This is a genomic window from Agrobacterium sp. T29 (genome assembly GCF_006970545.1).
Taxonomy (GTDB): Bacteria; Pseudomonadota; Alphaproteobacteria; order Rhizobiales; family Rhizobiaceae; genus Agrobacterium; species Agrobacterium leguminum.
This window is the reverse complement of record NZ_CP040640.1, coordinates 60,713-84,405: the sequence shown is the minus strand read 5'-3', so window position 1 is coordinate 84,405 and position 23,693 is coordinate 60,713. Positions and strand designations below refer to the sequence as shown.

19 protein-coding genes and 1 tRNA gene are annotated in these 23,693 nt (G+C 60.1%); 3 read left to right on the top strand and 17 right to left on the bottom strand.

The window, feature by feature from the left end; translation table 11 throughout:
* The first annotated feature begins 16 nt into the window (after positions 1–16).
* Both FGF54_RS00405 and pgi read left to right on the top strand, forming a co-directional pair.
* Positions 17–1,729, top strand: a complete 1,713-nt coding sequence (locus FGF54_RS00405) for a long-chain fatty acid--CoA ligase (protein WP_059759415.1) — start codon at positions 17–19, stop codon at positions 1,727–1,729.
* A 139-nt stretch (positions 1,730–1,868) separates the two neighbouring features.
* Positions 1,869–3,494, top strand: a complete 1,626-nt coding sequence (gene pgi, locus FGF54_RS00400; RefSeq protein ID WP_142778624.1) for a glucose-6-phosphate isomerase — start codon at positions 1,869–1,871, stop codon at positions 3,492–3,494.
* A gap of 61 nt (positions 3,495–3,555) precedes the next feature.
* Here pgi and FGF54_RS00395 read toward each other — a convergent pair whose 3' ends face one another.
* The 17 genes from FGF54_RS00395 to FGF54_RS00310 all read right to left on the bottom strand — a co-directional run bounded on the left by FGF54_RS00395 (position 3,556) and on the right by FGF54_RS00310 (position 23,178).
* Entirely contained in the window at positions 3,556–4,284 is a 729-nt protein-coding gene (locus FGF54_RS00395; protein ID WP_142778623.1) for an esterase family protein, read from the bottom strand.
* Positions 4,281–5,246: an acetylxylan esterase gene (locus FGF54_RS00390; protein WP_142778622.1), complete on the bottom strand. Its 966-nt coding sequence runs from the start codon at positions 5,244–5,246 to the stop codon at positions 4,281–4,283. Before FGF54_RS00390 ends, FGF54_RS00395 begins: the two co-directional genes overlap by 4 nt.
* 124 nt (positions 5,247–5,370) lie before the next feature.
* A complete protein-coding gene (locus FGF54_RS00385) occupies positions 5,371–6,297 on the bottom strand; it encodes a carbohydrate kinase (RefSeq protein ID WP_003520009.1) in 927 nt (308 codons plus the stop codon).
* Between the two features lie 100 nt (positions 6,298–6,397).
* A complete protein-coding gene (locus FGF54_RS00380) occupies positions 6,398–7,096 on the bottom strand; it encodes an orotate phosphoribosyltransferase (RefSeq protein ID WP_003520012.1) in 699 nt (232 codons plus the stop codon).
* Between the two features lie 167 nt (positions 7,097–7,263).
* Positions 7,264–8,301, bottom strand: a complete 1,038-nt coding sequence (gene pyrC, locus FGF54_RS00375) for a dihydroorotase (protein WP_142778621.1) — start codon at positions 8,299–8,301, stop codon at positions 7,264–7,266.
* Between the two features lie 113 nt (positions 8,302–8,414).
* Positions 8,415–9,452 carry a 4-hydroxyproline epimerase gene (locus tag FGF54_RS00370; RefSeq protein ID WP_142778620.1) on the bottom strand — a complete coding sequence of 346 codons (1,038 nt, stop codon included), beginning with the start codon at positions 9,450–9,452 and terminating at the stop codon, positions 8,415–8,417.
* A gap of 126 nt (positions 9,453–9,578) precedes the next feature.
* A complete protein-coding gene (locus FGF54_RS00365; RefSeq protein ID WP_142780082.1) occupies positions 9,579–10,901 on the bottom strand; it encodes an alpha/beta hydrolase in 1,323 nt (440 codons plus the stop codon).
* A gap of 186 nt (positions 10,902–11,087) precedes the next feature.
* Positions 11,088–12,584 (bottom strand): acetyl-CoA hydrolase/transferase family protein, encoded by a 1,497-nt coding sequence (locus FGF54_RS00360; protein WP_142778619.1) that lies wholly within the window; start codon positions 12,582–12,584, stop codon positions 11,088–11,090.
* Between the two features lie 291 nt (positions 12,585–12,875).
* Entirely contained in the window at positions 12,876–13,676 is an 801-nt protein-coding gene (locus FGF54_RS00355; protein ID WP_142778618.1) for a phosphodiesterase, read from the bottom strand.
* Positions 13,677–13,742: 66 nt separating this feature from the next.
* Entirely contained in the window at positions 13,743–15,035 is a 1,293-nt protein-coding gene (locus FGF54_RS00350) for an ABC transporter substrate-binding protein (RefSeq protein ID WP_003503651.1), read from the bottom strand.
* 42 nt (positions 15,036–15,077) lie between these two features.
* The gene (locus tag FGF54_RS00345) at positions 15,078–15,899 is read right to left on the bottom strand and encodes a carbohydrate ABC transporter permease (RefSeq protein WP_003520023.1); all 822 of its coding nucleotides are present in this window, start codon (positions 15,897–15,899) and stop codon (positions 15,078–15,080) included.
* Positions 15,899–16,825, bottom strand: a complete 927-nt coding sequence (locus tag FGF54_RS00340) for a carbohydrate ABC transporter permease (protein ID WP_142778617.1) — start codon at positions 16,823–16,825, stop codon at positions 15,899–15,901. Before FGF54_RS00340 ends, FGF54_RS00345 begins: the two co-directional genes overlap by 1 nt.
* Positions 16,822–17,967, bottom strand: a complete 1,146-nt coding sequence (locus FGF54_RS00335; protein WP_168207953.1) for an ABC transporter ATP-binding protein — start codon at positions 17,965–17,967, stop codon at positions 16,822–16,824. The genes FGF54_RS00340 and FGF54_RS00335 overlap by 4 nt, the downstream gene beginning before the upstream one ends.
* Before the next feature lie 215 nt (positions 17,968–18,182).
* Positions 18,183–18,995: a class I SAM-dependent methyltransferase gene (locus FGF54_RS00330; protein WP_142778616.1), complete on the bottom strand. Its 813-nt coding sequence runs from the start codon at positions 18,993–18,995 to the stop codon at positions 18,183–18,185.
* A 172-nt stretch (positions 18,996–19,167) separates the two neighbouring features.
* A tRNA-Arg gene (locus FGF54_RS00325) sits at positions 19,168–19,244 on the bottom strand.
* A gap of 217 nt (positions 19,245–19,461) precedes the next feature.
* A complete protein-coding gene (locus FGF54_RS00315) occupies positions 19,462–20,880 on the bottom strand; it encodes an ATP-binding protein (RefSeq protein WP_035263949.1) in 1,419 nt (472 codons plus the stop codon).
* Positions 20,881–21,129: 249 nt separating this feature from the next.
* A complete protein-coding gene (locus FGF54_RS00310) occupies positions 21,130–23,178 on the bottom strand; it encodes a methyl-accepting chemotaxis protein (protein ID WP_059759392.1) in 2,049 nt (682 codons plus the stop codon).
* A 352-nt stretch (positions 23,179–23,530) separates the two neighbouring features.
* Here FGF54_RS00310 and rpmH point away from each other — a divergent pair, with 352 nt between their 5' ends.
* Positions 23,531–23,668 carry a 50S ribosomal protein L34 gene (gene rpmH / locus FGF54_RS00305; protein WP_003493611.1) on the top strand — a complete coding sequence of 46 codons (138 nt, stop codon included), beginning with the start codon at positions 23,531–23,533 and terminating at the stop codon, positions 23,666–23,668.
* Positions 23,669–23,693 lie beyond the last annotated feature (25 nt).

Genomic DNA, 23,693 nt, shown 5'->3' with positions numbered 1-23,693 from the left:
CTCTGGGAGGAGAAGCATGAGTGAACTGTCCCTGGGACACCCGGAAAATGTCAGCGCAGAGAAGCGTTGGCTGGCATCCTATCCGCCGGGCGTACCTTCCGAAATCCCCGCATCCGCCCATGCCTCCCTTGTCGAACTTCTCGAAAAGAGCTGTGCGCAATTTGCCGACCGCAAGGCCTTTTCCAGCATGGGAAAGTCCCTGACCTATCGGGAACTGGACGCTGAAACCCGCGCAGTCGCTGCCTGGCTGCAATCCAGAGGGCTGGAAAAAGGCGACCGGGTTGCCGTGATGATGCCGAATATCCTGCAAAATCCCGTCGCGGTATACGGGATCCTGCGGGCGGGCATGATCGTGGTCAATGTCAATCCGCTCTATACCCCGCGCGAGCTGGAACATCAGCTCAAGGATTCCGGCGCAAAGGCGATCTTCGTTCTGGAAAACTTCGCCCATGTGGCCCAGCAGGCGGTGCCGAAAACCGCGGTGCGGCATGTGGTCGTCGCGGCGATGGGCGATCTCCTCGGCCTGAAGGGACATATCGTCAATCTGGTGGTTCGCAAGGTCAAGAAACTGGTGCCCGCCTACACCATTCCCGGCTCCATCAGCTTCAAGGCGATGCTGAAGGAAGGTCAGGGATTTTCGCTGAAGCCGGTCAGCCTCACGGCGCAGGACATCGCCTTCCTGCAATATACCGGCGGCACAACCGGCGTATCCAAGGGTGCGGTTCTCACCCATGCCAATCTTCTGGCCAACAAGCTTCAGATCAGCCTGTGGCTGGACGCCGCCTTCAACGGCCGAAAGGACCGTCCGGAAGTTCTCAACTTCATCTGCGCGCTGCCGCTCTGCCACATCTTCGCATTGACGGTGAATTCGCTGATGGGCATTGCGCTCGGCGGTCATAATCTGCTCATCGCCAATCCACGCGATATTCCCGGCTTCGTAAAGGAGCTGACGCATTATCAGCCGCATATTTTCCCCGGCATCAACACGCTTTTCAACGCGCTGATGAACAATGAGGATTTCCGCAAGCTCGATCTGTCGTCGCTTATTCTGGTTCTCGGCGGCGGCATGGCGGTGCAAAGGCCCGTTGCGGAGCGCTGGCTTTCCATCGTCGGTTGCCCGATTGCCGAAGGTTACGGTCTTTCCGAGACATCGCCCGTTGCAACGGTCAATCGTCTCGATTCGACGGAATTCAGTGGCACCATCGGTCTGCCGATTTCCTCGACCGAAATCGATATTCGCGACGAGGACGGCAACAGCCTGCCAACAGGCGAAGTCGGCGAGATCTGCATTCGCGGGCCACAGGTCATGGCCGGCTATTGGCAGCGGCCGGATGAAACCGCAAAAGCCATGACCGCCGACGGCTTCTTCCGTTCCGGCGACATGGGTTTCATGGACGAGCGCGGTTACACCAAGATCGTCGACCGCAAGAAGGACATGATCCTCGTTTCCGGTTTCAACGTCTATCCGAACGAAGTAGAGGAAGTGGCCGCCAGCCATCCGGGCGTGCTGGAATGCGCCGCCATCGGCGTTCCGGATGAACATTCCGGCGAAACCGTCAAACTTTTCGTGGTCAAGAAGGACCAGTCGCTCACGGAAGCGGAGCTCAAGGCCTTCTGCGCCAAGAACCTGACGAACTACAAAAGGCCGAAAATCATCGAGTTCCGCACCGAGTTGCCGAAGTCGAATGTCGGCAAAATCCTGCGGCGCGAATTGCGCAATCTGAACTGATTGTCTCGCGCAATGGGGAGAGCCGGGCGACCGGCTCTTTCTTTCATCCCGGCCCTTTTCTTTTATCAAAGTCGCCTTGATTTGGCCGCCTGAAAAAGAATAGTTTCCTCATCCTTCCACGGAAGCCGAGGAGCACAAGATGCAGGCCACCATCGAAAAACTGAAAGCAACGGCGAGCAGCACAGCCGCAACCGATCTTCGCGCCGCGTTTGCGGCCGACGACAAGAGATTCAGCCGTTTCAGCGCCAAATTCGATGACCTGCTGATGGACTATTCCAAATGCGCCGTGAACGAGGAAATCGTCACGCTTCTCGAACAGCTCGCACGCGAAGGCGGCGTCGAGGCCAAGCGCGAGGAGATGTTCTCCGGCAAGGCAATCAACTTCACCGAGGACCGCGCCGTGCTGCATACCGCGCTGCGCAATCGCTCCAATACGCCGGTTCTCGTGGACGGCAAGGACGTGATGCCTGACGTGAACGCCGTTCTCACCGCCATGGGCAAATTTGCCGACGCGATCCGTTCCGGTTCGCTGAAGGGCGCGACCGGCAAGAAGATTACCGACGTCATCAATATCGGCATTGGCGGTTCCGATCTCGGCCCCGTGATGGCGACTCTGGCGCTCGCGCCTTTCCATGACGGCCCGCGCGCGCATTTCGTCTCGAACATCGATGGCGCCCATATCGCCGATACGCTGAAGCTCGTCGACCCGGAAACCTCGCTGTTCATCGTCGCGTCGAAGACCTTCACCACCATCGAAACCATGACGAATGCCGCCACCGCGCGCCGCTTCATCGCCGAAAAGCTGGGTGAAGGCGCCGTCAAGCACCATTTCGCCGCTGTTTCGACCGCGCTGGACAAGGTCGCCGCCTTCGGCATCGAAAGCGACCGCATCTTCGGTTTCTGGGACTGGGTTGGCGGACGTTATTCGATCTGGTCGGCCATCGGCCTGCCGCTGATGATCGCCATCGGGCCGGATAATTTCGGCAAGTTCCTGGATGGTGCGCATGCCATGGACAGGCATTTCCGCGAAGCGCCGATCCGCGAAAACCTGCCGATGCTGCTCGGCCTCATCGGTTTTTATAACCGCAACGTGCTGAATTATCCGACCCGGGCGATCCTGCCCTATGACCAGCGGCTCTCGCGTTTCCCGGCCTATCTGCAGCAGCTAGACATGGAATCGAACGGCAAGGGCGTCACCATCGACGGCACGCCCGTCGAAGGTCAGTCCGGCCCGGTCGTCTGGGGCGAGCCCGGCACCAACGGCCAGCACGCCTTCTACCAGCTCATCCACCAGGGCACGAGCGTCATTCCGGCGGAATTCATGATCGCGGCCAACGGTTTCGAGCCCGAACTGCGCCATCAGCACCAGCTTCTTATCGCCAATTGCCTGGCGCAATCGGAAGCGCTGATGAAGGGCCGCACGCTCGCCGAAGCGAAAGCCCAGCTCACCTCCAAGGGCATGGACGACAAACTCGCCGATTTCATCGCGCCGCATCGCGTCTTCACCGGCAACCGCCCATCCATCACTTTCGTCTACGACAAGCTGACGCCGTTCGCGCTCGGTCGCCTGATCGCGCTCTATGAGCATCGCGTTTTCGTGGAAGGCGTGCTGTTCCGCATCAACTCCTTCGACCAGTGGGGCGTGGAGCTTGGCAAGGAACTGGCGACCGGCCTGCTTCCCGTCGTCGAAGGCAAGGAAAGTGCAGCCGGCCATGACAGCTCGACGCAGGGGCTGGTGAAGGCGCTGGCGGGACTGGCGGGCTGAGGGACGTTACGACCGTCATCTAAAAAGCCGGAGACACCTCCGGCTTTTTTAATGTGGCGGCTCAAATATAAAGCGCCGCCATCTTGCGCCACGCGCCCGCCCGGTGGGCGCGGCCGTCCCAGACATGCATGCGATGCCCCACATGCTTGTCCGATAGAACCCGGCTGAGGTGATGGTTGTTGTCCAGAAACGGGTCGGCATCGCCGATGGTGAAAACCATGTCGATGCGGCGCAGGTGTTCAAGCCGCCATGGGCAGGCGAGGCCCGGCAGGAAATGGCTCGGCATGTGGAAATAGATGTCGTCGTCGTAATAGCCATCGAACAGATCGCCGAAGGATTCCACCTTCATCGTCAGGTCATATCGGCCGGAAAAGGCGACGAGCTTGCGAAAAAGATGCGGGTGGCGAAAAACGAGGCTGGCGGCCTGAAACGCACCCAGGCTGCAACCCTGCACGATCGTATCGCTATTTGGGTTTTTCTCGGCCATCAACGGCAGCACTTCGTTCAGAATATAGTCTTCGAAGGCGGCATGACGGCGAATGCGATCGGCGGGATGATGCCAGGCCGCGTAGAAGGTCTCTCTCGCCAACCCCTCTATGCAATAGAGCTGAAGGTGGCCCGCCTCCAGCTTGTCGGCCAGACTGCCGACAAGACCAAGTTCCTCATATTCGAAGAAACGCCCGTCGCGGGTAGGAAACATCAGCACCTTGGCGCCGGAATGTCCGAATATTAGCAGCTCCATGTCGCGATGGAGCCTTTGACTATACCAACGGAGATATTCGCGTTTCATGGCACCTTGAAAAACCGTCTGACCTTGTCCTTATGGACCGCATCTTGCGATGCGCTGTCAGGGTAATCGAAATGCCCGGCGTCGAGGATGAATATTTCATTAAATTTTGATTTTGGCAGCGCATTGGCCACCGCGAACTGGCAGGGCGGCGCGACCGCCGGGTCGAAAAGCGCGGGCGCAACCAGCATCGGCACTTTTATGCGGGTAGCGGCACAGGCGGCATCGAACAGGCGCAGCGTCTCAAGCAGGTTGGCGTGGGTCTTCTGGTAGGTCTGAACCGAATCCGCGCTGCCGACGGTGGGCAGCGTCAGCCAGAACGGCCGGTGTCCGAATGTCGGCACGACAAGATGGCCGCGGTCTATGCGCTCGTCGAAAGGGGTGGCCAGGGCACCAATGCCGCCGCCGAAACTGATGCCGCTGTAACCCACCTGCCCTTCCAGCCACGGATAGAGGCTGATGAGCGTGGAAACCGCAACCCACAGATCGTCGACGCAGCCGCCGATGATGTAGTCGTCTTTCCTGTCGATATTATAGAGAACATGAAGGGCGGGATCGGACGAGATCGGCGGACAGGCGCTCAGCGAAAGCCCGCGAAAACAGGGAAACAGCACGGCCGTTTCTTCCACCGGCACGTCGAAATCGGGTTCCCCTCGTCCACCATAACCATGGCCGACTACGAGACCGCGACGCACCTGCCCTTCGCGCGGCAAAAGCAGCCACCCGCCGATGCGAAAACCGCCGGTGGAGGTGTAGGTCATATCGAGGACATGCCAGCGGGGGTCGCTGAGCATGCTTTTGCGCAGCACCGGCCGGGGATCCGTGGCGAGCGCGCGGCGATAGCGCTTTTTCCAGAAATCATCGAAGCCCGGCGGCGCTTCGGGCGGGGTGATGGCCAGCAGCTGCTCGCGCTGCATGCCATAGGTCGGGTCGAAATCGAAAGGATGGGACTTGGGAACGCTCATGCGATGCTTGTTTCGTGAAAAAACAGCGGACACAAGCTTCATAATATCGAAATAACGGTTTTTTACGGTTCTAAAGCCGGGAAGAGTGTTGAACCACCTTTTCAAAATGGTTCAACCGCGCTCATCACAAGCCGATTTCGTGCGCAAAGGGCGGATTCGCGCCCGCCCGCGAAACGGTGACAGCGGCCGCTTTCGCGCCCAGCGCCAAAGCCTTCCTGATCTGGTCTTCCGTCAGCGAGGCAACCTGCGCCTTGGTCAGAAGGCCCTGCATTTTCAGCGAGGCGAGAATGCCGGCATCGAAGGTATCGCCTGCGCCGACAGTGTCGACCACTTCCACCCGCTCGGAGGCCACTTCAACCTTAAGATTGGCGCTATACCCCACCGCGCCCTTGGCGCCACGGGTGACAACGACGAGTTTCGCACCATGGTGCAGCCAGTGGCGGGCAAGCGTGTCCTCATCGCCTTCCAGCCCGAACCAGGCGAGGTCTTCATCCGAGAATTTCACGATATCCGACATGGCCGCCATGCGACGGATGCGGGCCATGTGGGACTGCTTGTCCTTGATGAAGCCCGGGCGGATATTCGGATCGAGCGAGATGACACGGCTTTCATGCTCGCGCGTCATCAGCGCCTCATAGGTGCTGCCGCAGGGTTCGGGGATAAGGCTGATCGCGCCGAAATGCAGCGCCTCGCAATCGGCGCCCAGCGCCGGAAGCTCTGCCTCGGTGATCATCCGGCCGGCGGTGTTTTCGTCATAGAAGGCATAGGTCGCATGGCCATCCACCAGCTTCACGAAGGCGATGGTGGTCGGCCGCGAAAGGGTGGCGCAATAGCTGAAGTCGACATTGCTGGCGCGCAGTGTTTCCCGCAGGATATCGCCCATCATGTCATCGGAAAGACCCGTGAAGAAGGCGGAAGGGACACCGAGACGCCCCAGCGCAATCGCCGTGTTGAAGACCGCTCCGCCTGCATAGGGGGCAAAACCCGCCTCACCCAGCGTCGTCTGCCGGGGCAGCATGTCGATCAGGGCTTCACCACAACACAGGATCATTACGGTCCTCCTCAAAACAGCAAATCAAATGGACTTAAATCGATTTAGACGAAGATCGATCGGAAGGCCAGCCGCAAAACCGGGCTGGCCGCATCCGAAATTAAGATTGCGGCAATTCGCTGACACCGCCGCGTTTTGCCGACCATGGCAGCGGGTTATCGAGGAAGGCTTCGACCTCGGAGAGGGTCTTTTCGTCGAACAGTTTTTCAGCCCGGGCAACCGCCAGAACATCGCGCCAGGTGGTAAGGTAATGCAGCTTGACATTGCCATTGGCGAAGCGCGCTTCAGCTTCTTCGAAGATGCCGTAATAAAACAGCGCGATGCCGTGATCGACAATGCCGCCCGCCGCACGGATGGCGTCGATGAAGGTGAACATCGAGCCGCCGGCCGTCGTCAGATCCTCGATGACGAGAACGCGGGCTCCCTCCGGCATATGGCCTTCGATCTGGGCATTGCGGCCATGGCCTTTCGGCTTCTTGCGGCAATAGATCATCGGCAGGCCGAGGCGCTCGGCAAGGAAAGCGGCAAAGGGAATGCCCGCCGTCTCGCCGCCTGCCACACAGTCGAACTTCTCGAAACCGGCCTCGCGCATCACCGCCGCCGCCGCAAAATCCATCGCCGCCGAGCGGATGCGCGGGAAGGAGATGAGCTTGCGCATGTCGATGTAAACCGGACTCTTCATGCCCGAAGCGAAGGTGTAGGGGCTTTCGGAATTGAAGTGGACCGCCTTGATTTCCCACAACATCTTCGCAACCAGTTCCGCAACGACGGCGCGGTCAGTGAATGTGAAATGGTTCATAGGCGTTCTCCTTTTTCGGCCTTGGTTTATCGCTCCGAAAACCCGGATCGGTTTTCGGAAAGCACAACATCTCGGTTCAGTATCGCAGGCATCCGCAGGCGGCGCCGAAGGGCGAATGCCTGGGGACCATAACAAAACCGCCGGCAGTGCCGGCGGTCATCAAAAAATCAGCTCACATCCCAATGGAGCGGGAACATCGGGTCAAACACTGTGACCGGCCCAGCGCCCGTTTCGATTTTTTCGGGAAAGGCCACCACTTCCTCGCGCTTGACCAGCGTGATCGTTTCCTCGTTCGGCGCAAGACCGTACCAGGCCGGGCCACTGAGCGAAGCGAAGGCTTCCAGCTTATCGAGGGCATTTTCATCCTCGAAGACATGGGCAAGACAGCTCATGGTGTTGATCGAGGTATAGATGCCGGCGCAGCCGCAGGCGCATTCCTTCAGCGGGTCCACATGCGGGGCGGAATCCGTGCCGAGGAAGAAGCGTGCATCGCCCGAGATCGCGGCAGCCCGCAGCGCCAGCCTGTGCTCCTCGCGCTTGGCGACGGGCAGGCAGTAATAATGTGGCTTGATGCCTCCAACCAGAATGGCGTTGCGGTTGATGATGAGATGATGCGTGGTGATTGAGCCGGCCAGATTGGCCTTGGAAGACTTGATATAGTCGACGCCGTCACGGGTGGTGATGTGCTCCATCGTCACCTTGAGTTCCGGCAGGCGCTGGCGCAGAGGCTCCAGAACCGTATCGATGAACACCTTCTCGCGGTCGAAAATATCGACTTCCGGCGTCGTTACCTCACCATGCACGCAAAGCGGCAGGCCGATCTTCGCCATGCGCTCCAGAACCGGCATGGCCTTGTTGAAATCGCGCACACCACCATGGGAATTGGTGGTCGCACCGGCCGGGTAGAGCTTTACGGCAGTGATGAGGCCGCTTTTTTTGCCCTCTTCCACATCGTCGGCCTGCGTGTCCTCGGTCAGATAGAGGGTCATCAGCGGCTCGAAACGGTCACCCGCGGGAATTGCCTTGACGATGCGTTCGCGATAGGCGCGGGCATCGGCCGTGGTGACGACCGGCGGCACCAGGTTCGGCATGATGATGGCGCGGGCGAAGTGGCGGCTCGTATCCCCGATCACCCCTTCCAGCATTGCCCCATCACGCAGATGCAGGTGCCAGTCATCAGGGCGGCGCAGGGTGAGCGACTTCATCGGGATACCTCGGAGCATGACGGAATTGGCGCCCGCTTAGCATCTTTTGCCGCGGGAAAACAGCCGCCAAAGTCCATCCGGCGGCTGTAAATGTCATTTTTTTAAAGCGTGCCTTAGATGTTGCCCGCTTCCGGGCCCCAGACATCGGTCATGGCGAAACCATCGGCCAGCGGATCAAACGGATCGAGACCCACCTGATGCAGCCCGAAGGTGAAGCCGCGCCCGGCAATGGTGGGGATGACAGCCGGGCGGCCTGCCACCTCGGTGACGGCGGAAAGGCCGACATCGAATTCCGAACCGATGATCGAGCGGGATTTATACTCGTCTCCCACCTTCACCTTGCCGCGCGCATATAGCGTGGCGAGATTGGCGGAATTGCCGGTTCCGCAGGGCGAGCGATCCGCCCGGCCCGGCCACATGGTGGTGCAGGTGCGGATGGAGCCATCCGCATCCACATCGCGGAACATGACATAGGCGACACCGGAAATGGCCGGGATTTCCGGATGAACGACGGTCATTTCACGGTTGACCAGATCCTTCAGGATCATGCCCGCCGAGACCAGCTTTGCCGCATTGGCCTTTTCGATCGTCAGGCCGATCTGGCGGACATCGACCAGCGCATAAAAAATGCCGCCATAGGAAATATCCATCGTCACCCTGCCCCATTCGGGCGTGTCGATGCCGACATCCAGCGCATGCACGAAAGACGGCACCATGGTCAGCTTGACCTTTTCGCAACGACCGTCGCGGCAGGTGGCCGTGGCCTTGACCAGACCGGCGGCCGTTTCGAGGATGACAACGGTTTCCGGCTCCTGCATTTCCACCATGCCGCTTTCCAGAAGCGCCGTCGTCGCGCAGATGGAATTGGAACCGGAGCTGGCATGCGCCTGATCCGGCTGGAGAATGACGAAAGCGGCGTGCGCATCCGGGTGCTTCGGCGGCAGGAGAAGATTGACCGACCCCATCGGCGTGCCGCGCGGCTCCAGTGTCAGAAAGCGACGAAGCGCCTCACCCTGCGGATCGGTATTCATCCAGTGAAGCTGTTCGGCCACCGTGTTGCCGGGAATTTTCGGCGCGCCGCCGGTGACGACACGGCCGATTTCGCCTTCGCAATGAACATCGAGAAGCTGGAGGGTGCGTTTCCAACGCATGGGGGTCTACTCCGGAAGTTGGGTTGTTGACCCGACCATACAGATAAAAATACAAGCTGTATACAAATCTACAAGGGTGCGGCCTCGAAAACGCGGAAAGTTCGAAGTCGCCCCTTTAATCACGATTTAGCGGCTACGGCATTCCGCCCGATTTCGGTTGGCGACCGCCTCGCAATTCACTCTCGATGACTGAACAGCCTGATCGTCCACCACGGAACCGGCGGTATCGCCCACCGATCCGACGGTATTTTCCACGGATCGGCCGAGCCGTTCCACCTGCCTGCCGTAATTTTCACGCGTGCGCGGATCGAAGACCGCAATCGGCGCGCTGACCACGACGCTGGCCGCCGTTCCGACGGTTTGCGCCGCCCCGATGCTGACGGCACCCAGCGCCTCACCCAGACCGACATCGGAATCCGTCACCGTCTGGCCGGCGATAAGGCGGTCGCCGATAAGCCGCACAACTTCGGGGCTTTCGGCGAATTTTCCATGGTTCAGGCGGTCGCCGGATTGCAGCTTGGTCAAATCCAGAACGGTGATGCCGGCCTTTTCAAGCTCGCTGCGATAGGGTTCGACCGATGGGTCGATCTGGCCGAGACGATCGACATTGCCGGAAATGCGGCGTGACAGGCTGAGAGCCCTATCATCCTGTGAAACGAACAGAGTGAATTTCGGCGGGGTTTTGCCGAGGCTTGCGAATTGCCGGCTGAACACGTCCACATCCAGATCCGGCGCGGCGAGAATGACATTGCCGATCTTCGGATCGACGCGGCCATTGCGGATGGCCATCTGGCGCAGCGCCTCCACCGCAAGCCAGGTGCCCATGGAATGGGCCATGACCGTGACCTCGCCGATGGACTTGTCCTTGGCGAGTCGCGTCAGCATCTCCTCCAGCGCATCGCGCGAGTAGTTGGTGCTTTCCTTGTCGTAATTATAGTCGAAAATGCTCGCCCGCGACGGCCAGGTGAAGACCACCGGCACGACATCCGTGCCGGAATCATGGACGATCTGGGCGAAGCGATAGACGGATTCTTCGTAACGGTTATTGAAACCATGCACGAAGACCAGCACGCGGCGGTCCTTCTGGATATGTTTGCTGATCCAGCTTCGTGTCTCGGCTTCGGAGCGAATGGGCTCCACCGCAACCGTGGTGAAATCCTTCAGCGGGTTCGGCGGCAGTTTCTTCGGCCATTGCACCTGCCCCACCTTGCGGTTGGCATTGGGCGGAATGGAAACCGTCACCGCATCCACCTTCAGACCCGTTCCACGCTCGCCGCCAAAAAGCACGGCGGCGTTTTCCGATGGCGCGCGGGTGGTGGCAACCAGAAGATTGACCGGTGTGGTTCCCGCCACGGTCTGCCCCGTGGGCGTCATGACCCCAATCGGACGCCCCCCGCAGCCGGCGAGCAGGGCGACAATGGCGATCATGGCCACGAAGCGAATGGGCATCACTTTACTCTCCTACAACCCAGAGGCAGCCGGACAGCAGCCGGGGGAGAGGATTTTCTACCGGAGGCGGAACAGACGCGCCAGCAACCACAGCACGGGAGCGGACAATTTCCGCCCCGGTGTGTCCAAACGGACCCAATTGCACGGCTGTCACACCGGCAACGGGGTGCCTCGTAAAATGCAGGCCTATTTCTGCGGCAGCATCGTGCCCCTTTCGCGCAGAGCCGCATGCCAGGAGAGCGCTTCTTCGATGAGATGCGGCGTATGCCCACCCCGCGCTGCCGCCCGCTGGTAATAATCCATCAGCGCATCGCGATAATCAGGATGCACGCAGTTCGCGATGATGACCGCCGCGCGCTCGCGAGGCGCCAGCCCACGCAGATCGGCAAGCCCGATTTCGGTGACGAGAATATCGACATCATGTTCGGTATGATCGACATGGCTGACCATCGGCACGACGCTTGAAATGGCCCCGCCCTTGGCGATCGATTTGGTGACGAAGATGGACATATAGGCGTTGCGGGCGAAATCCCCCGAGCCGCCGATGCCGTTCATCATGTGCGTTCCGCCGACATGGGTGGAATTGACGTTTCCATAAATATCGAATTCCAGCGCCGTGTTGATGCCGATAATGCCAAGGCGGCGGATGACTTCCGGGTGGTTGCTGACCTCCTGCGGCCGCAGGATAAGCCTGCTCTTATATTCCGCCAGTCGCGGCATCACCCGCTCGTTCATGGCGGAAGACAGCGTGATCGACGAGCCGGAGGCGAAAGTCAGCTTGCCCGCATCAAACAGTTCGAAAGTCGAATCCTGTAGGACCTCCGAATACATTTTGAGATCGTGAAACGGCGTACCGATGAAACCGTGCATCACGGCATTGGCAATGGTGCCGATGCCAGCCTGGAGCGGCTGGAGTTCATGGGTCATGCGGCCATGACGCACCTCGTTCAACAGAAATTCGGTGAGATGGCCGGCAATGGCCTTCGTCTCGTCATCCGGCGGCAGCACGGTTGAAAAACTGTCGCTCTTGTCACTCAGCACGATGGCGGCGATCTTTTCCGGCGGCACCGGAATGAACGGCAGGCCGACACGGCTATCCGTCGCCACAACCGGAATGGGCATGCGGGTCGGGCGCCTGGCGGGAATGAAGATGTCGTGCAACCCCTCCAGCACCTCGGGCTGCGACAGGTTGATTTCGACGATCACCTTATCGGCCAGAATAGCGAAGCTTGCGGAATTGCCGACGGAGGTGGTGGGCACGATGCCGCCTTCCGCCGTGATCGCCACAGCCTCGACAATGGCGATATCGACCCCGTGAATCTGGCCGCCGCGCAATTGCTCCACCGTTTCGGAAAGATGCTGGTCGATGAACATCACCTTGCCGTCATTGATCGCCCTGCGCAAAGCCGGATCGGACTGGAACGGCATGCGACGCGCCAGCATGCCCGCCTCCACCATGGTCTTGTCGAGATCGTTGCCGAGCGAGGCGCCGGTCATCAGGGTGATTTTCATGGGGTTCGTTTTGGCGCGCTCGGCCAGCGCCAGCGGCACCGCCTTCGCTTCGCCGGCGCGCGTAAAGCCGCTCATGCCCACCGTCATGCCGTCCTGAATGAGACTGGCGGCCTCTTCGGCGCTGACGATCCTGTTCAAGAGGGACGCGTTGCGGATACGCTTTTCAAGCATGCAATTCTCCATGATCTGTCATCACGATGGCACGGCATTCGGCTGGCCACCTTTCGGCGACTATGGCGTGCAGTTTCATCGATGAAACTGACATAGATCAAGGGTGCGCACGGAACCATGGTTCCGATGCATCACATCCCGTTCAACAAACCAGAAGTGGCGCATCGGCGCGACAGGCCACGGGGGTCTTCTCGCCACCGCAGCCTTGCAATCGTCAAAAATCTCTCCCTCACCACCGGCAACAGGCGACGAGGCGAAGGTCATCTCCGTGCAATACGGAAACGTCCGGTGTCAGGGGCCTTCGCAGACAGGCGCCTGACCGAGTACGACCTGCCCCGCTTCCGCATCATAGGCACGCAGACCAAATGCGCCGAGGCTTATGACCCGGTAACAGGGATTGCCGCCCGTCCACAGCGGATCGACAACATCGATATCGGTGATGAAACGGTGCGCGCAGGCCTGACCGGAACTGTAGGCGATGCCTTCGGCGGTCGTACCTGCCATCGGCACATGGATATGGCCAAAAATGATATGACGTATACCGGCCGGATGAGCGGCGAGACGGCGCATGACAGCACCGTCATCATGCATGCCGATATGTTCGAAATGGCGGATGCCGCAATCCATCGGCGGGTGATGAATGAACACCGTCACCGGCAGGTCGCCCGCGCTTTCCAGCGCACTCTCCAGCCATGCCAGACGATCCGCACCATACATGCCGCCGATCACATCGGCCTCGTGGCTGTCGAGAAACAGCAGCCGACCGAATTCGGTATCGATGAATGACTGGATGTAGCCGTTATCGTCACGCGGCTGTTCCGGAAAGGCGGCCACGAATTCCGGGCGGCGGTCGTGATTGCCGAGCATCAACTGCACGGGGATCGAGACGGGCGCGAGAATATCGCGAAGCAGCTCATAGGCTTCCGGCTCGCCGTAATTGCAAAGATCACCCGTCATCACAAGAAGATCGGCGTCGGCATGTTTTTCGACAATATCGGCCACCGCCGCGCGCAGCTGCTTTTCCGGGTCGACGCCGTTTACAGCAATGCCGGGGGGTACGAGATGGGTGTCGGTGATCTGGATGATCTTCATAACAGGTCTTTCTGCGCAAAATGGCTGCGGGAACGGATTTCCCCGCAGCCTTTTCGATGGTTTTGCTTATTTCAGCAGGGCGTTGGTCTGCTCGACGATCTGCTTGAGACCGGCTTCCGGCGTCACCTCACCGCGCATGACGGTGCCGATGATGTCGCGCTGGGTGCGCCAGATGCGGACGGAATCGCCACCCGGATAACCGGCCCAGGGCAGAGAACGGTCAGCCTGAAGCGAAGCGGTCTTCACATTCGGGTTCTCGACATAATAAGGAGCAAGGAAGTCCGGGCCGGTGGCCAGCTTGTTGGTCGGCAGGTAACCGGTGATGCGAACAATGGTGTTCTGCGCTTCCGGACCGGTGATCCACTTCAGGTACTTCCAGGCGGCGTCCTGCTTGGCCTTTTCCTGGGTCAGGATAACAGCCGAGTTGCCGCCGGTCGGAACGCCGCCCTTTTCCTTGTTGTCGAGCGGGAAGGTCGCGGTCTTCAGCTTGAAGCGGTCGCCGACCAGACCCTGGATCGTCTGAACATGGGCAGGCGTCGAGAAGATGAAACCGGTGAGGCCTGCACCGAACTGCTGGCGCGACTGATCCCAGTCGAGCAGGTTCTGGCCGCCTTCGGTGACGAACTGACGGGTCATCTTCAGGGCGTTGAGGCCGATCTCGTTGTCGAAGCCAACGGTCTTGGCCTTCTCGTCAACGAGCTTGCCGCCCTGTTCGACGATGAGCGCCTGCCACAACCAGTCATCCGGCCAGCCGTTGATGTCGTAGCTCATGCCGGCGAACTTCGGGTCGAGAGCCTTGATCTTCTTTGCGAGAGCAATGAGTTCCGCAAAGGTCGTCGGCATTTTGTCCGGATCGCCGCCAGCCTTGGTGACGAGGTCGGAGTTGATGTAGATGATCGGCGAGGAGGCGTTGACCGGCAGACCATACTGCTTGCCGTCGATCTGGCCGAGGGCAGCCATCTTCGGGCTGTAATTCTTGTCGAGGAAGGCCTGGCCGCCTTCAGCCTGAATGAACGGGCCGAGATCGGTGATCTGGTTGCGCGGTGCGAGCGTGTGAACGAGTTCCGCCGTCAGGTTGTAACCCGAGAAATAAACATCCGGCAGATTGCCCGTTACGGCGGAGCGCAGAACCTGCTGCTGGCCTTCATTATAACCGGCGGCCGGAGCGAGGAAGTTGATCTTCACGTCCGGGTTCTTCTTCATGAATTCATCGGCCAGCGGCTGATGAAACTTGGTGAAGCCCGGCAGGTTGTAAAGAACGTTGAGCGTGATTTCATTGGCCAGAACCGGCTGAGCGAGGCCCGCAAAAGCCATGCCGAGAGCCAGACCGCCCATCACAGCGCGTCGGTTGAGTTTCATGTCAGTCTCCAGAGAGGTTGGGAGGAGGAAATCTGAACGGCGTCACTTGACGCCGGTCATGGTAATACCGGCGATGAAGTGCCGTCGTGCGAGGAGGAAGCACAGCACCATCGGCGCGGTAATCAGTGTGGCGCCCGCCATCAGCGCACCGTAATTCGCGCCGGATTCGACATCGGCGAAGAGCATCATTCCAAGCGGCGGCGGGGCGAGATTGGTGTCGGAGACCACGATCATCGGCCAATAAAGGTCGTTCCAGTGGGCAACGAGCGAAAAGATCGAGAAAGCCGCGAGCGAAGGCAGCGATCCGCGAAGGACCAGCCCCCAGCAAATCTCCATTTCCGAGAACCCATCCATGCGGGCAGCCTCGATGATTTCATTCGGATAGCTGCGGAAGGACTGATTGAACAGGAAGATGGCGAAGACCGAAAGGAAGAACGGCATCATCATCGCGAAATAGGTATTCAGAAGCTCCGTCTTGGCGAGACCGACAAAAAGCGGGAGAGCGAGCGCCTGAATGGGAACGCAGAGCGCCGCAATGACGAGGCCCAGCAGCAGCTTGCGGCCCGGGAACCGGAGCTTTGCCAGCGCATAGGCAGCCGGAACCGACGTCAGGATCTGCACGACGAGAATGCCGACGCAGACGATGACGCCGTTGAGCATGAAACGCGCCATCGGCACCTGACCCGCCGCCCGGGCATAATTATCCACAGCGTCGAATTTTTGCGGGATCGGCCAAAGCGAGACATCGAAAATCTCTGCTGGTGAGCGGATCGAGGTCAATACCATCCAGTAGAACGGCAGGAGCATCACGAAAGCGCCAAGGGCAAGCACGAGATGTGGGAGATATTTGCGGAGTGCGGCCATCAGTAGTGCACCTTCCGGTCCATGTGCAGCGTCTGGCCGATAGACAGGACCAGCACGATCGCAAGGAAGATAATCGTCAGCGCGGCGGCATAACCGGTGTTCGAATATTCGAAACCTTCGAGATAGAGATCGAACAGCAGGGTTTCCGATCCGAAGCGGCCCTTCGTCAGGACAGCCACCGTCTCGAATACCTTGAAGGCCGAGATGGAGGTGGTGACCACCACGAACATGGTCGTCGGCCCAAGCATCGGCCAAGTTACGGTCAGGAAGCGGTCGATCGGGTTTTTGGCGCCATCCAGCCGCGCCGCCTCGTGCAGATCCTTCGAAATGGCGGTGAGGCCCGCGAGGAACAGCACCATGTTGAAACCCAGGATCTGCCAGACGCCCATCAGCGCCATGGTGGGAATGAGGAGGACGGGATTGGAGAGGAAGGCGACCGGCTCGAAGCCCAGCCATTTGATCGCCGCATTCACCGGACCGAGCGAAGGATGCAGCAGGAACTGCCACACGGTCGCCATGGCGACGAGGGTTGCGGTGACCGGGAGGAAATAAGCCACCTCCCAGAAAGCCCGGCTGCGCTTGCGGTTATAAACGAGCAAAGCCACGCCGAGCGCCAGAAACACACCGAAGGGAATGACGATGAGCGCATAGATGGCGGTATTGGCCAGAGAGCGCAGGAAGACCGGATCCTGAAATGCCTTAACGAAGTTTCCAAGGCCGACAAAGCGGGTGGAGAGCGAACCGAGCTGGTAATCGGTGACGGAAAAACCGGCCAGAACGAGCATCGGAACGATATAGATCGCCAGAAGCAGCAGGCTTGCGGGCGCTGCGAACATCAGGCCGCGCCAGATCATCCGCCGGTCCGCCTTTGACAGCCGCGGGCGAGCCTTCGCGCGCGCGGCCTTGGAAAAATCGACCGCCGTCATGCCGGCACCCGTTCGCGCACCGTCACCTTGCGGCGCAGGCCATCGGCCGCGAAAAGATGCGCGCGTTCCGGCGCAAAGCCGAGATTCATCACGCCATTCATATCCGCGCCCACGGCATCGCCGGCGCCCTGACGCAGGGTGATGGCGACCGTCTCGTCGCTCAGCAGGCGGCAACTCACAAAGCGGTCGGCCCCGTGGGTTTCGCTGCGCACCACGCGCACGGCAAAACCTTCTTCGCCCGGGCGCAAATCTTCGGCACGAAGGCCGAGCGTCGCCGGGCCGGCATCGCGGCCCACACCCTCGATGCCAAGATCGCGTCCAAAGGCCGTGACTTTACCCTGCGTGTCGATTTCGACCGGCAGCAGGTTGATCGATGGCGTGCCGATGAAACGCGCGACTGTCAGCGTCGCGGGCTTGCGATAAAGCTCGTCCGGCGTGCCCAGCTGTTCGATGCGGCCTTCCGACATCAACGCGATGCGGTCGGACATGGTCATGGCTTCGATCTGGTCATGGGTGACATAGATGAAGGTCGCCCCCAGCCGACGGTGCAGTCCGGCCAGTTCCTCACGCATATGGGCGCGAAGCTTCGCATCGAGGTTGGAGAGCGGCTCGTCCATCAGGAAGGCGGCGGGCGAACGCACCAGCGCCCGGGCAAGCGCCACACGCTGGCGCTGGCCGCCGGAAAGCTGCGCCGGCTTGCGATCCAGCAGATGCGCGATCTGTAGCGTCTCGGCCGCCTGTTCGACGGCGGCATCGATCTGGCTCAGCGTTTCTGCCGGGGCCACAAACCGTCCGACCAGCGGCAGGCGCGCGGCGAAGGGCAGACGCCGCATCCTGAGCGGTGTGGCAATGTTCTGGCGCACGCTCATATGCGGATAAAGGGCATAGGACTGGAAAACCATCGCCAGATTGCGATCGCTCGGATCAACCTCTGTCACATCCTGATCGCCGATGGAGACCGAACCGCGATCCGGTGTTTCCAGCCCCGCAATGATACGCAGAAGCGTGGACTTGCCGCAGCCCGACATGCCGACGAGAGACAAAAACTCTCCGGGACGGATGGAGAGATCGATCTCTTTCAGAACATCGTCAGCCCCGAAGCCTTTGCCGATGCCCGAAAGTTCAAGTGATTGTGGCGTCATTCTGCGCTCCTTTTCTGGAGCGCATATGCTTATATTGTATGACAATATGACGAAGGTTTGCGGAAAGTTCGATGACACTCGAAAGCCCGATAATCTCGGACTATCGGAAAACCCTTTGGTACAGGCCTCCACCCAAAACCACTAATATTTAGGGGTATTGCTCAAATATTCCCCGTTCGCATTTATAGACTGAGAACCGGGCCGGCAGCGCCGGTTTAAACGGCGGCGAGAATCACATGCGCCTGAATTTTCGCGGCAACCGCGCCACCGCCATGCCGTGCTTCAATGGCCGCGGCGGCGCAATCTGTCGCGGTGTCGAGCCCTCCCGGTGCTCTCGCCTCAATTTCCGTCCGAAGCACGGTTCCCTGACAATAAGCCACGGCCGGAATGCGCGGTGAAGAGGCTCGGCTCTGCGCGGTCACCGTCTCAATCGTCACGCGGGAAAAACCGGCCGCCTCCAGCTCGCGGCGAATGAGTGCCGTGTCATGATAACCGTGCGGAGTACGGGCCATGAAGCGCGGCGGATCGTCGGGGAACAGGCGCGCCAGGGCGTTCGTCACGTCATCCGCGAAGTGATTTTCCTCGATGCGATCCCATACATTGAATAAATAATGTCCGCCGGGCTTCAATACCCGCTTTGCCTCGCGATAGGCCGACAAGCGGTCATTAAAGAACATCGCGCCGAACTGGCAGAAAACGAGATCGAACACAGCGTTTTCAAAAGGCAGTGTCTGGGCATCCACCTGCTGCCATTTTATGCGGCGATCCGGCGCCTGTTGCGACGCTGCAAAATCGAGCATCGGCTGGTTGAGGTCGGTTACCACATAGTTTGCCGCGGGCAATAATCGGGAAGCCAATTCGCGCGTGACGGCGCCGGTGCCTGCGGCGATTTCGAGAATATCAATCGGCATCAAGGCCGCCGCCCGACGCGCCAGATCGGCGGCGAATGGCGCAAAAATCAGCGGCACCATATAGCGGTCGTAATTTTCCGGAATCGAACCCGCAAATACCTTGTCCGCTTCCAACATGGCTTTCACCCCGGGGACATCTGATGACGGGGTGACTTTAGCACATATTCGGGATGTTCGGAATTCACGCGGTCCTGGGGAGCGTCGAAGCATCCGCCTGAGGACTTGCCGATATCAGCGATATCGCGCGTGACGGCGATTGTCTCGGGACTTAATTTTATGGGAAGAGAAATGGCGCACCCGAAGAGATTCGAACTCCTGACCCCCAGATTCGTAGTCTGGTGCTCTATCCAGCTGAGCTACGGGTGCGTGCCGTTCCGGTCGTTTCCGGTGGCGTGGCGATCCTCTAAAACGTCCTCATTCCGAATGCAAGCGATTTCGCTTCGAAATTGTCATTTTTCCGCAGCAATTCATGTATCACATTGATTTTATTGGAAATTCCATGAGGGTCATTTTCCACGGGCCAGATACCCTGTCCGTTTGGGCGGGAAGAATGATTGCGCGAACCGGCTGCAAAGCAGGTTTTTCAGGCGGTTCTGGCCGCCTGTACGGACGCGGCGCGGTCGGCGATCTCGATGCGGAACTGCGTGCCGGGACCGGGCTTTTCGACGAGCGCGATCGTGCCGCCATGGGCAAGCACGAGTTCGCGGGCAATGACCAGCCCGAGGCCCGTGCCGCCGGAGCGAGCCGAACCCCTGAAAGCGGAAAACAGGTTCTCCTTGGCCTTGCGCGGCATGCCCGGCCCATTGTCGTCGATGACGATGCTGACGACGCTGCCGGCCCTCTGGGCCGAGATGGAGAGATGCCGAAGCCCGGCATTCGCGGTATCCGATTGCAGGGCCTGAACGGCATTGCGACAGAGATTGTGGATGACCCGGAAAAGCTGCTCTGAATCCGCATCGACCGTGAGATCGGATGGGACGCTGTCCTGAAACTCGATGCCGCTGTCCGGATCGAGCGCCAGAATATCGCGCACATCCCGCACCAGAAGGCTCAACTGCACCATCTTGCGTTTCGGTGCGCCTTCGGTCGCCTGGCCATAGGCCAGAACCTCACCGGTATAGGCCACGGCGCGGTCGATGGTGCGCAGCAGTTTCGGCGCGAAGCTCCTGACCATCGGATCCTTTGCATCCACCAGACGGTCCGACATGAGCTGCGCGGAAGACAGGATGTTGCGCATGTCGTGATTGATCTTCGAGACCGCGAGGCCGAGATCTACGAGGTTCTTCTGCTGGCGCAGGGTTTTCTGCAATTCGGTCTGCATGTCGGCGAGGTGGCGGCCCGCAACCGCCAATTCGTCTGCCCCCTGCTCGGGCACGAAAATCCGCTCGGGATTACCCGGATCCTCCGAGAAGTTCTGCATGCCGAGCGTCAGCCGGCGTATGGGCCGGATCATGATGCGGTTGATGGAAATGAAGATCAGGCCTGCGGTGATCAGCGACAGGACGATGGAAATCAGGAAAACGTTGCGGGCATAGGCAAGCATTGCCGCCCGCAGCTTGTTTTCGCCGAGCACCAGTTCGATGATCGTGTCGCTGTCGCCGACGACATCGAAAACGCGGATGACGCGGTTGCCGCCGAACAGCAGGGTGGAAAAGGCGTCCCGCACCGCCGCCACCTGCGAAACGTCGGAAAGGTCATATTGCTCATCGACGCCAGGCGGCGTTTCCGCCACGGCGAGCAGGCGTGAGGTGCCGTCCTTGCGCAGCGCGATAAGCTTCGCCCCGGTTGCCATCAGCGTGTCGTTCTGCACGCTTCGCGGCAGTTCGGCCTGCAGGCCGTCGATAACAGCGCCGGCGGCCGCAGCCGTGTTCAGACGGTCGCGCAACCATGAAAGACGCATATTGGCGACGGAAGGCACGAAGATCAGCACTTCGGCGATCATCACGAAGATGACCGTGAGCAGCAGCAGCCGTCCCGAAAGACCGGCGGTCAATCCCGGCATGCAATGCACCGGATCGTCTTGCGTGCGGTCCAAGCTGTCTACGCCTTTAGAAAACACCGGGCCATGATCCTGTATGCGCGCCGCTGCTTGCGTGAAACGGCTCGGTTTATATGCAGCGATGATAATAGGACCTAATGGATATTTTTCCAATGCGCTGCAAAATAAAGGTTTTCATCGCCGGAAAAACAAACGCCGCCCGGCAGGGGCGGCGTTCGAAGATGATTCGGTTTGAAGCGGACCGCTGGTCGCCTAGAATTCCTGCCAGTCGCCATGCGCGGGTGCTGCCGCAGGCTGGGCGTTAAGCGCGCGGCTAACGCTGTTCATCAATTTGCGGGCCGGAGACGCCACCGCCGGCGTCCTGCCGGAGACTGCCACCGGTCCGGCGGAGACCGTCATCGGCCTCGCGGGCTGCTCGATGCGGGGGCTGCGCTGCACATTCTCCGCGCCGACGTTGAAGCGCGCCACGAGCGTCACGAGATGGTCGGCCTCGCTGCTCAGCTTGTGGGTTGCGGCCGAGGTCTCCTCCACCATGGCGGCGTTGCGCTGCGTTACCTGGTCCATCTGGTTGATGGCGGTATTCACCTCATGCAGGCCGGTGGACTGTTCCCTGGCGGCCGTGGCGATCGAATGGATGTGCTCGTTGATTGCCAGAACGCGTGTCTCGATCTCGCTCAGTGCGCCGCCGGTTCTCTGCACCAGCGATACGCCACGCCCGACCTCTTCGCCGGATTTGGTAATCAGCGCCTTGATGTCCTTCGCGGCCGTCGCGGATCGTTGCGCAAGCTCCCGCACTTCCTGCGCGACGACGGCAAAGCCCTTGCCCGCTTCACCCGCACGGGCGGCTTCCACGCCGGCATTCAGCGCCAGCAGGTTCGTCTGGAAGGCGATTTCGTCGATGACGTTGATGATCTGGCTGATTTCGCGCGAGGCGTGCTCGATGCGATCCATGGCGGACACGGCATCGCGCACGACATTGGCGGACTCTTCCGTCTTCTGCTTCGTTTCGGCGACCATGGCGCTGGCTTCCTGCGCACGGTCGGTCGAGTTGCGAACAACGGCGGTAATCTCATCCAGAGCGGCGGAGGTTTCCTCCAGCGCCGCCGCCTGCTGTTCCGTCCGCTTCGACAGGTCATCGGCCGCCGAGCGCAATTCGTTCGCGTTGCCGCTGATGCCTTCCGTGCTGCCACGCACTTCGCGCATCGTCTCGCGCAGCTTGGTCAGCGTCTGGTTGACGTTCCCCTGGAGTTCGGCAAAGACGCCGCGGAACTCGCCATCCATTCTCTCCGTCAGATCGCCCCGCGCAAGGCCTTCGATGACGCGGCTGGTCTCGGATACGCCATTATGGACGCCGGTGAGGAGCGAATTGATCGTCGCGGCGAAACGATTGAGGTTGTCGTCGCCATAGTCCTTGTTGATGCGGCGACTGAAATCGCCCTGGGCCGCAGCGTCGACGACGATGGCCATGCCGGCCTGCAGATCGTCGCTCTTGGCGCGCATGGCGGCTTCCTGCGCATTCATGCGGCGCACTTCGCTGCCGTTTTTCTTGAAGACCTCGACGGCCGCAGCCATTTCGCCGATTTCGTCGTTGCGGCCGAGATAGGGGACGTCCGCGTCGAGATTTCCATCGGCCACGGCATTCATCACCTGCGAAACCCTGCGGATCGGCGCGCTGAGCTGCCGTGTTCCGATGTAAAGGCCGAAGGCGGCTCCCGCGCCGACACCGGCAACCGTCACCGCGACGATCACCCAGAATATGGCAGTGCTGAAAGAATCGACTCCTGCCTTCACGACTTCAAGTTCGGCAAGGTCGTTTTTCACGACACCATCGATCTCCGCCTGATAGGCCTTGCGATTGGCGCGGTTCGCCTCGTTATTGCCCTGCTGGCTGGCCGCCTGCGGTCCGTTTTCCTTCGCCAGTCGCACGGTCTCCAGACGGAAGGTACGGAATTCCTTGGACCGACCGACAAGCTTGTCGAAACTCGCCTGCTGTTCCGCCGGCACGAGCGGCGCCCAGCTGGCAATGAGCTTTTCCATGGCGTCGAGGTTTTTGACCATGCCGTCGGCAAAGGGGGTGGCTGCCGCCACATCGGCTGCCGCGTAGACACCGCGTGCCTCCATGACGACCGCCGTTACCAGACGGTTGAGCGCCTCGCCCTTGTAGGCCCTCTCGGCGGTTTCCTCGAAATGATGCGACCGAACCCGGAATTCGTTGATCGCATAGATGGACAGCCCGCCAATAGTACAGGCCACAAGGCTCATCAGCCCGACAAGTAGATTGATACGACCGCGAATTCTCAACTTCGTTCCCCCCAACAAAAACCAGCCGCGCGATGAAAATGGGAAGCTGGCATAACTTTTCGCGTCACAAGATTTATCAATGCTGCGTTAAGAAAGAATTTCAGATTTTATCGATTGCGCGCCGGAATCGGCCTCTATCGGCAGTCGGCGAAGGAGATGGCGGTGCGTTTTCCGCAAAAGGTGAAGCGCGAAAACCCCTTCGGCAATTGACTTTGCTCGGCCTATGCCCTTATAAGCCGCGCACGCTCGGCCATTGAAAGCTCGCCCAGGCGGGGTTAGCCGTGCAAAAAACGAAACGCTCTTGCAAATTATTGCAAATTCAAGAAGGGCCGCACACCGCGGTATTAAATAAATGTCGAAGCGTACTTACCAACCGTCCAAGCTTGTCCGCAAGCGTCGCCATGGCTTCCGCGCCCGTATGGCTACCGCCGGCGGCCGCAAGGTTCTCGCAGCCCGCCGTGCGCGCGGCCGCGCTCGTCTTTCGGCTTAATTGCCGCCTCTGTGACCCGGTGAAA

Bases quoted from the DNA above. Each gene is read 5' to 3' on its own strand.
- FGF54_RS00405 (WP_059759415.1), top strand. From the start codon at position 17: ATGAGTGAACTGTCCCTGGGACACCCGGAAAATGTCAGCGCAGAGAAG.
- pgi (WP_142778624.1), top strand. From the start codon at position 1,869: ATGCAGGCCACCATCGAAAAACTGAAAGCAACGGCGAGCAGCACAGCC.
- FGF54_RS00395 (WP_142778623.1), bottom strand. From the start codon at position 4,284: ATGAAACGCGAATATCTCCGTTGGTATAGTCAAAGGCTCCATCGCGAC.
- FGF54_RS00390 (WP_142778622.1), bottom strand. From the start codon at position 5,246: ATGAGCGTTCCCAAGTCCCATCCTTTCGATTTCGACCCGACCTATGGC.
- FGF54_RS00385 (WP_003520009.1), bottom strand. From the start codon at position 6,297: ATGATCCTGTGTTGTGGTGAAGCCCTGATCGACATGCTGCCCCGGCAG.
- FGF54_RS00380 (WP_003520012.1), bottom strand. From the start codon at position 7,096: ATGAACCATTTCACATTCACTGACCGCGCCGTCGTTGCGGAACTGGTT.
- pyrC (WP_142778621.1), bottom strand. From the start codon at position 8,301: ATGAAGTCGCTCACCCTGCGCCGCCCTGATGACTGGCACCTGCATCTG.
- FGF54_RS00370 (WP_142778620.1), bottom strand. From the start codon at position 9,452: ATGCGTTGGAAACGCACCCTCCAGCTTCTCGATGTTCATTGCGAAGGC.
- FGF54_RS00365 (WP_142780082.1), bottom strand. From the start codon at position 10,901: ATGCCCATTCGCTTCGTGGCCATGATCGCCATTGTCGCCCTGCTCGCC.
- FGF54_RS00360 (WP_142778619.1), bottom strand. From the start codon at position 12,584: ATGCTTGAAAAGCGTATCCGCAACGCGTCCCTCTTGAACAGGATCGTC.
- FGF54_RS00355 (WP_142778618.1), bottom strand. From the start codon at position 13,676: ATGAAGATCATCCAGATCACCGACACCCATCTCGTACCCCCCGGCATT.
- FGF54_RS00350 (WP_003503651.1), bottom strand. From the start codon at position 15,035: ATGAAACTCAACCGACGCGCTGTGATGGGCGGTCTGGCTCTCGGCATG.
- FGF54_RS00345 (WP_003520023.1), bottom strand. From the start codon at position 15,899: ATGGCCGCACTCCGCAAATATCTCCCACATCTCGTGCTTGCCCTTGGC.
- FGF54_RS00340 (WP_142778617.1), bottom strand. From the start codon at position 16,825: ATGACGGCGGTCGATTTTTCCAAGGCCGCGCGCGCGAAGGCTCGCCCG.
- FGF54_RS00335 (WP_168207953.1), bottom strand. From the start codon at position 17,967: ATGACGCCACAATCACTTGAACTTTCGGGCATCGGCAAAGGCTTCGGG.
- FGF54_RS00330 (WP_142778616.1), bottom strand. From the start codon at position 18,995: ATGTTGGAAGCGGACAAGGTATTTGCGGGTTCGATTCCGGAAAATTAC.
- FGF54_RS00315 (WP_035263949.1), bottom strand. From the start codon at position 20,880: ATGCCGGGATTGACCGCCGGTCTTTCGGGACGGCTGCTGCTGCTCACG.
- rpmH (WP_003493611.1), top strand. From the start codon at position 23,531: ATGTCGAAGCGTACTTACCAACCGTCCAAGCTTGTCCGCAAGCGTCGC.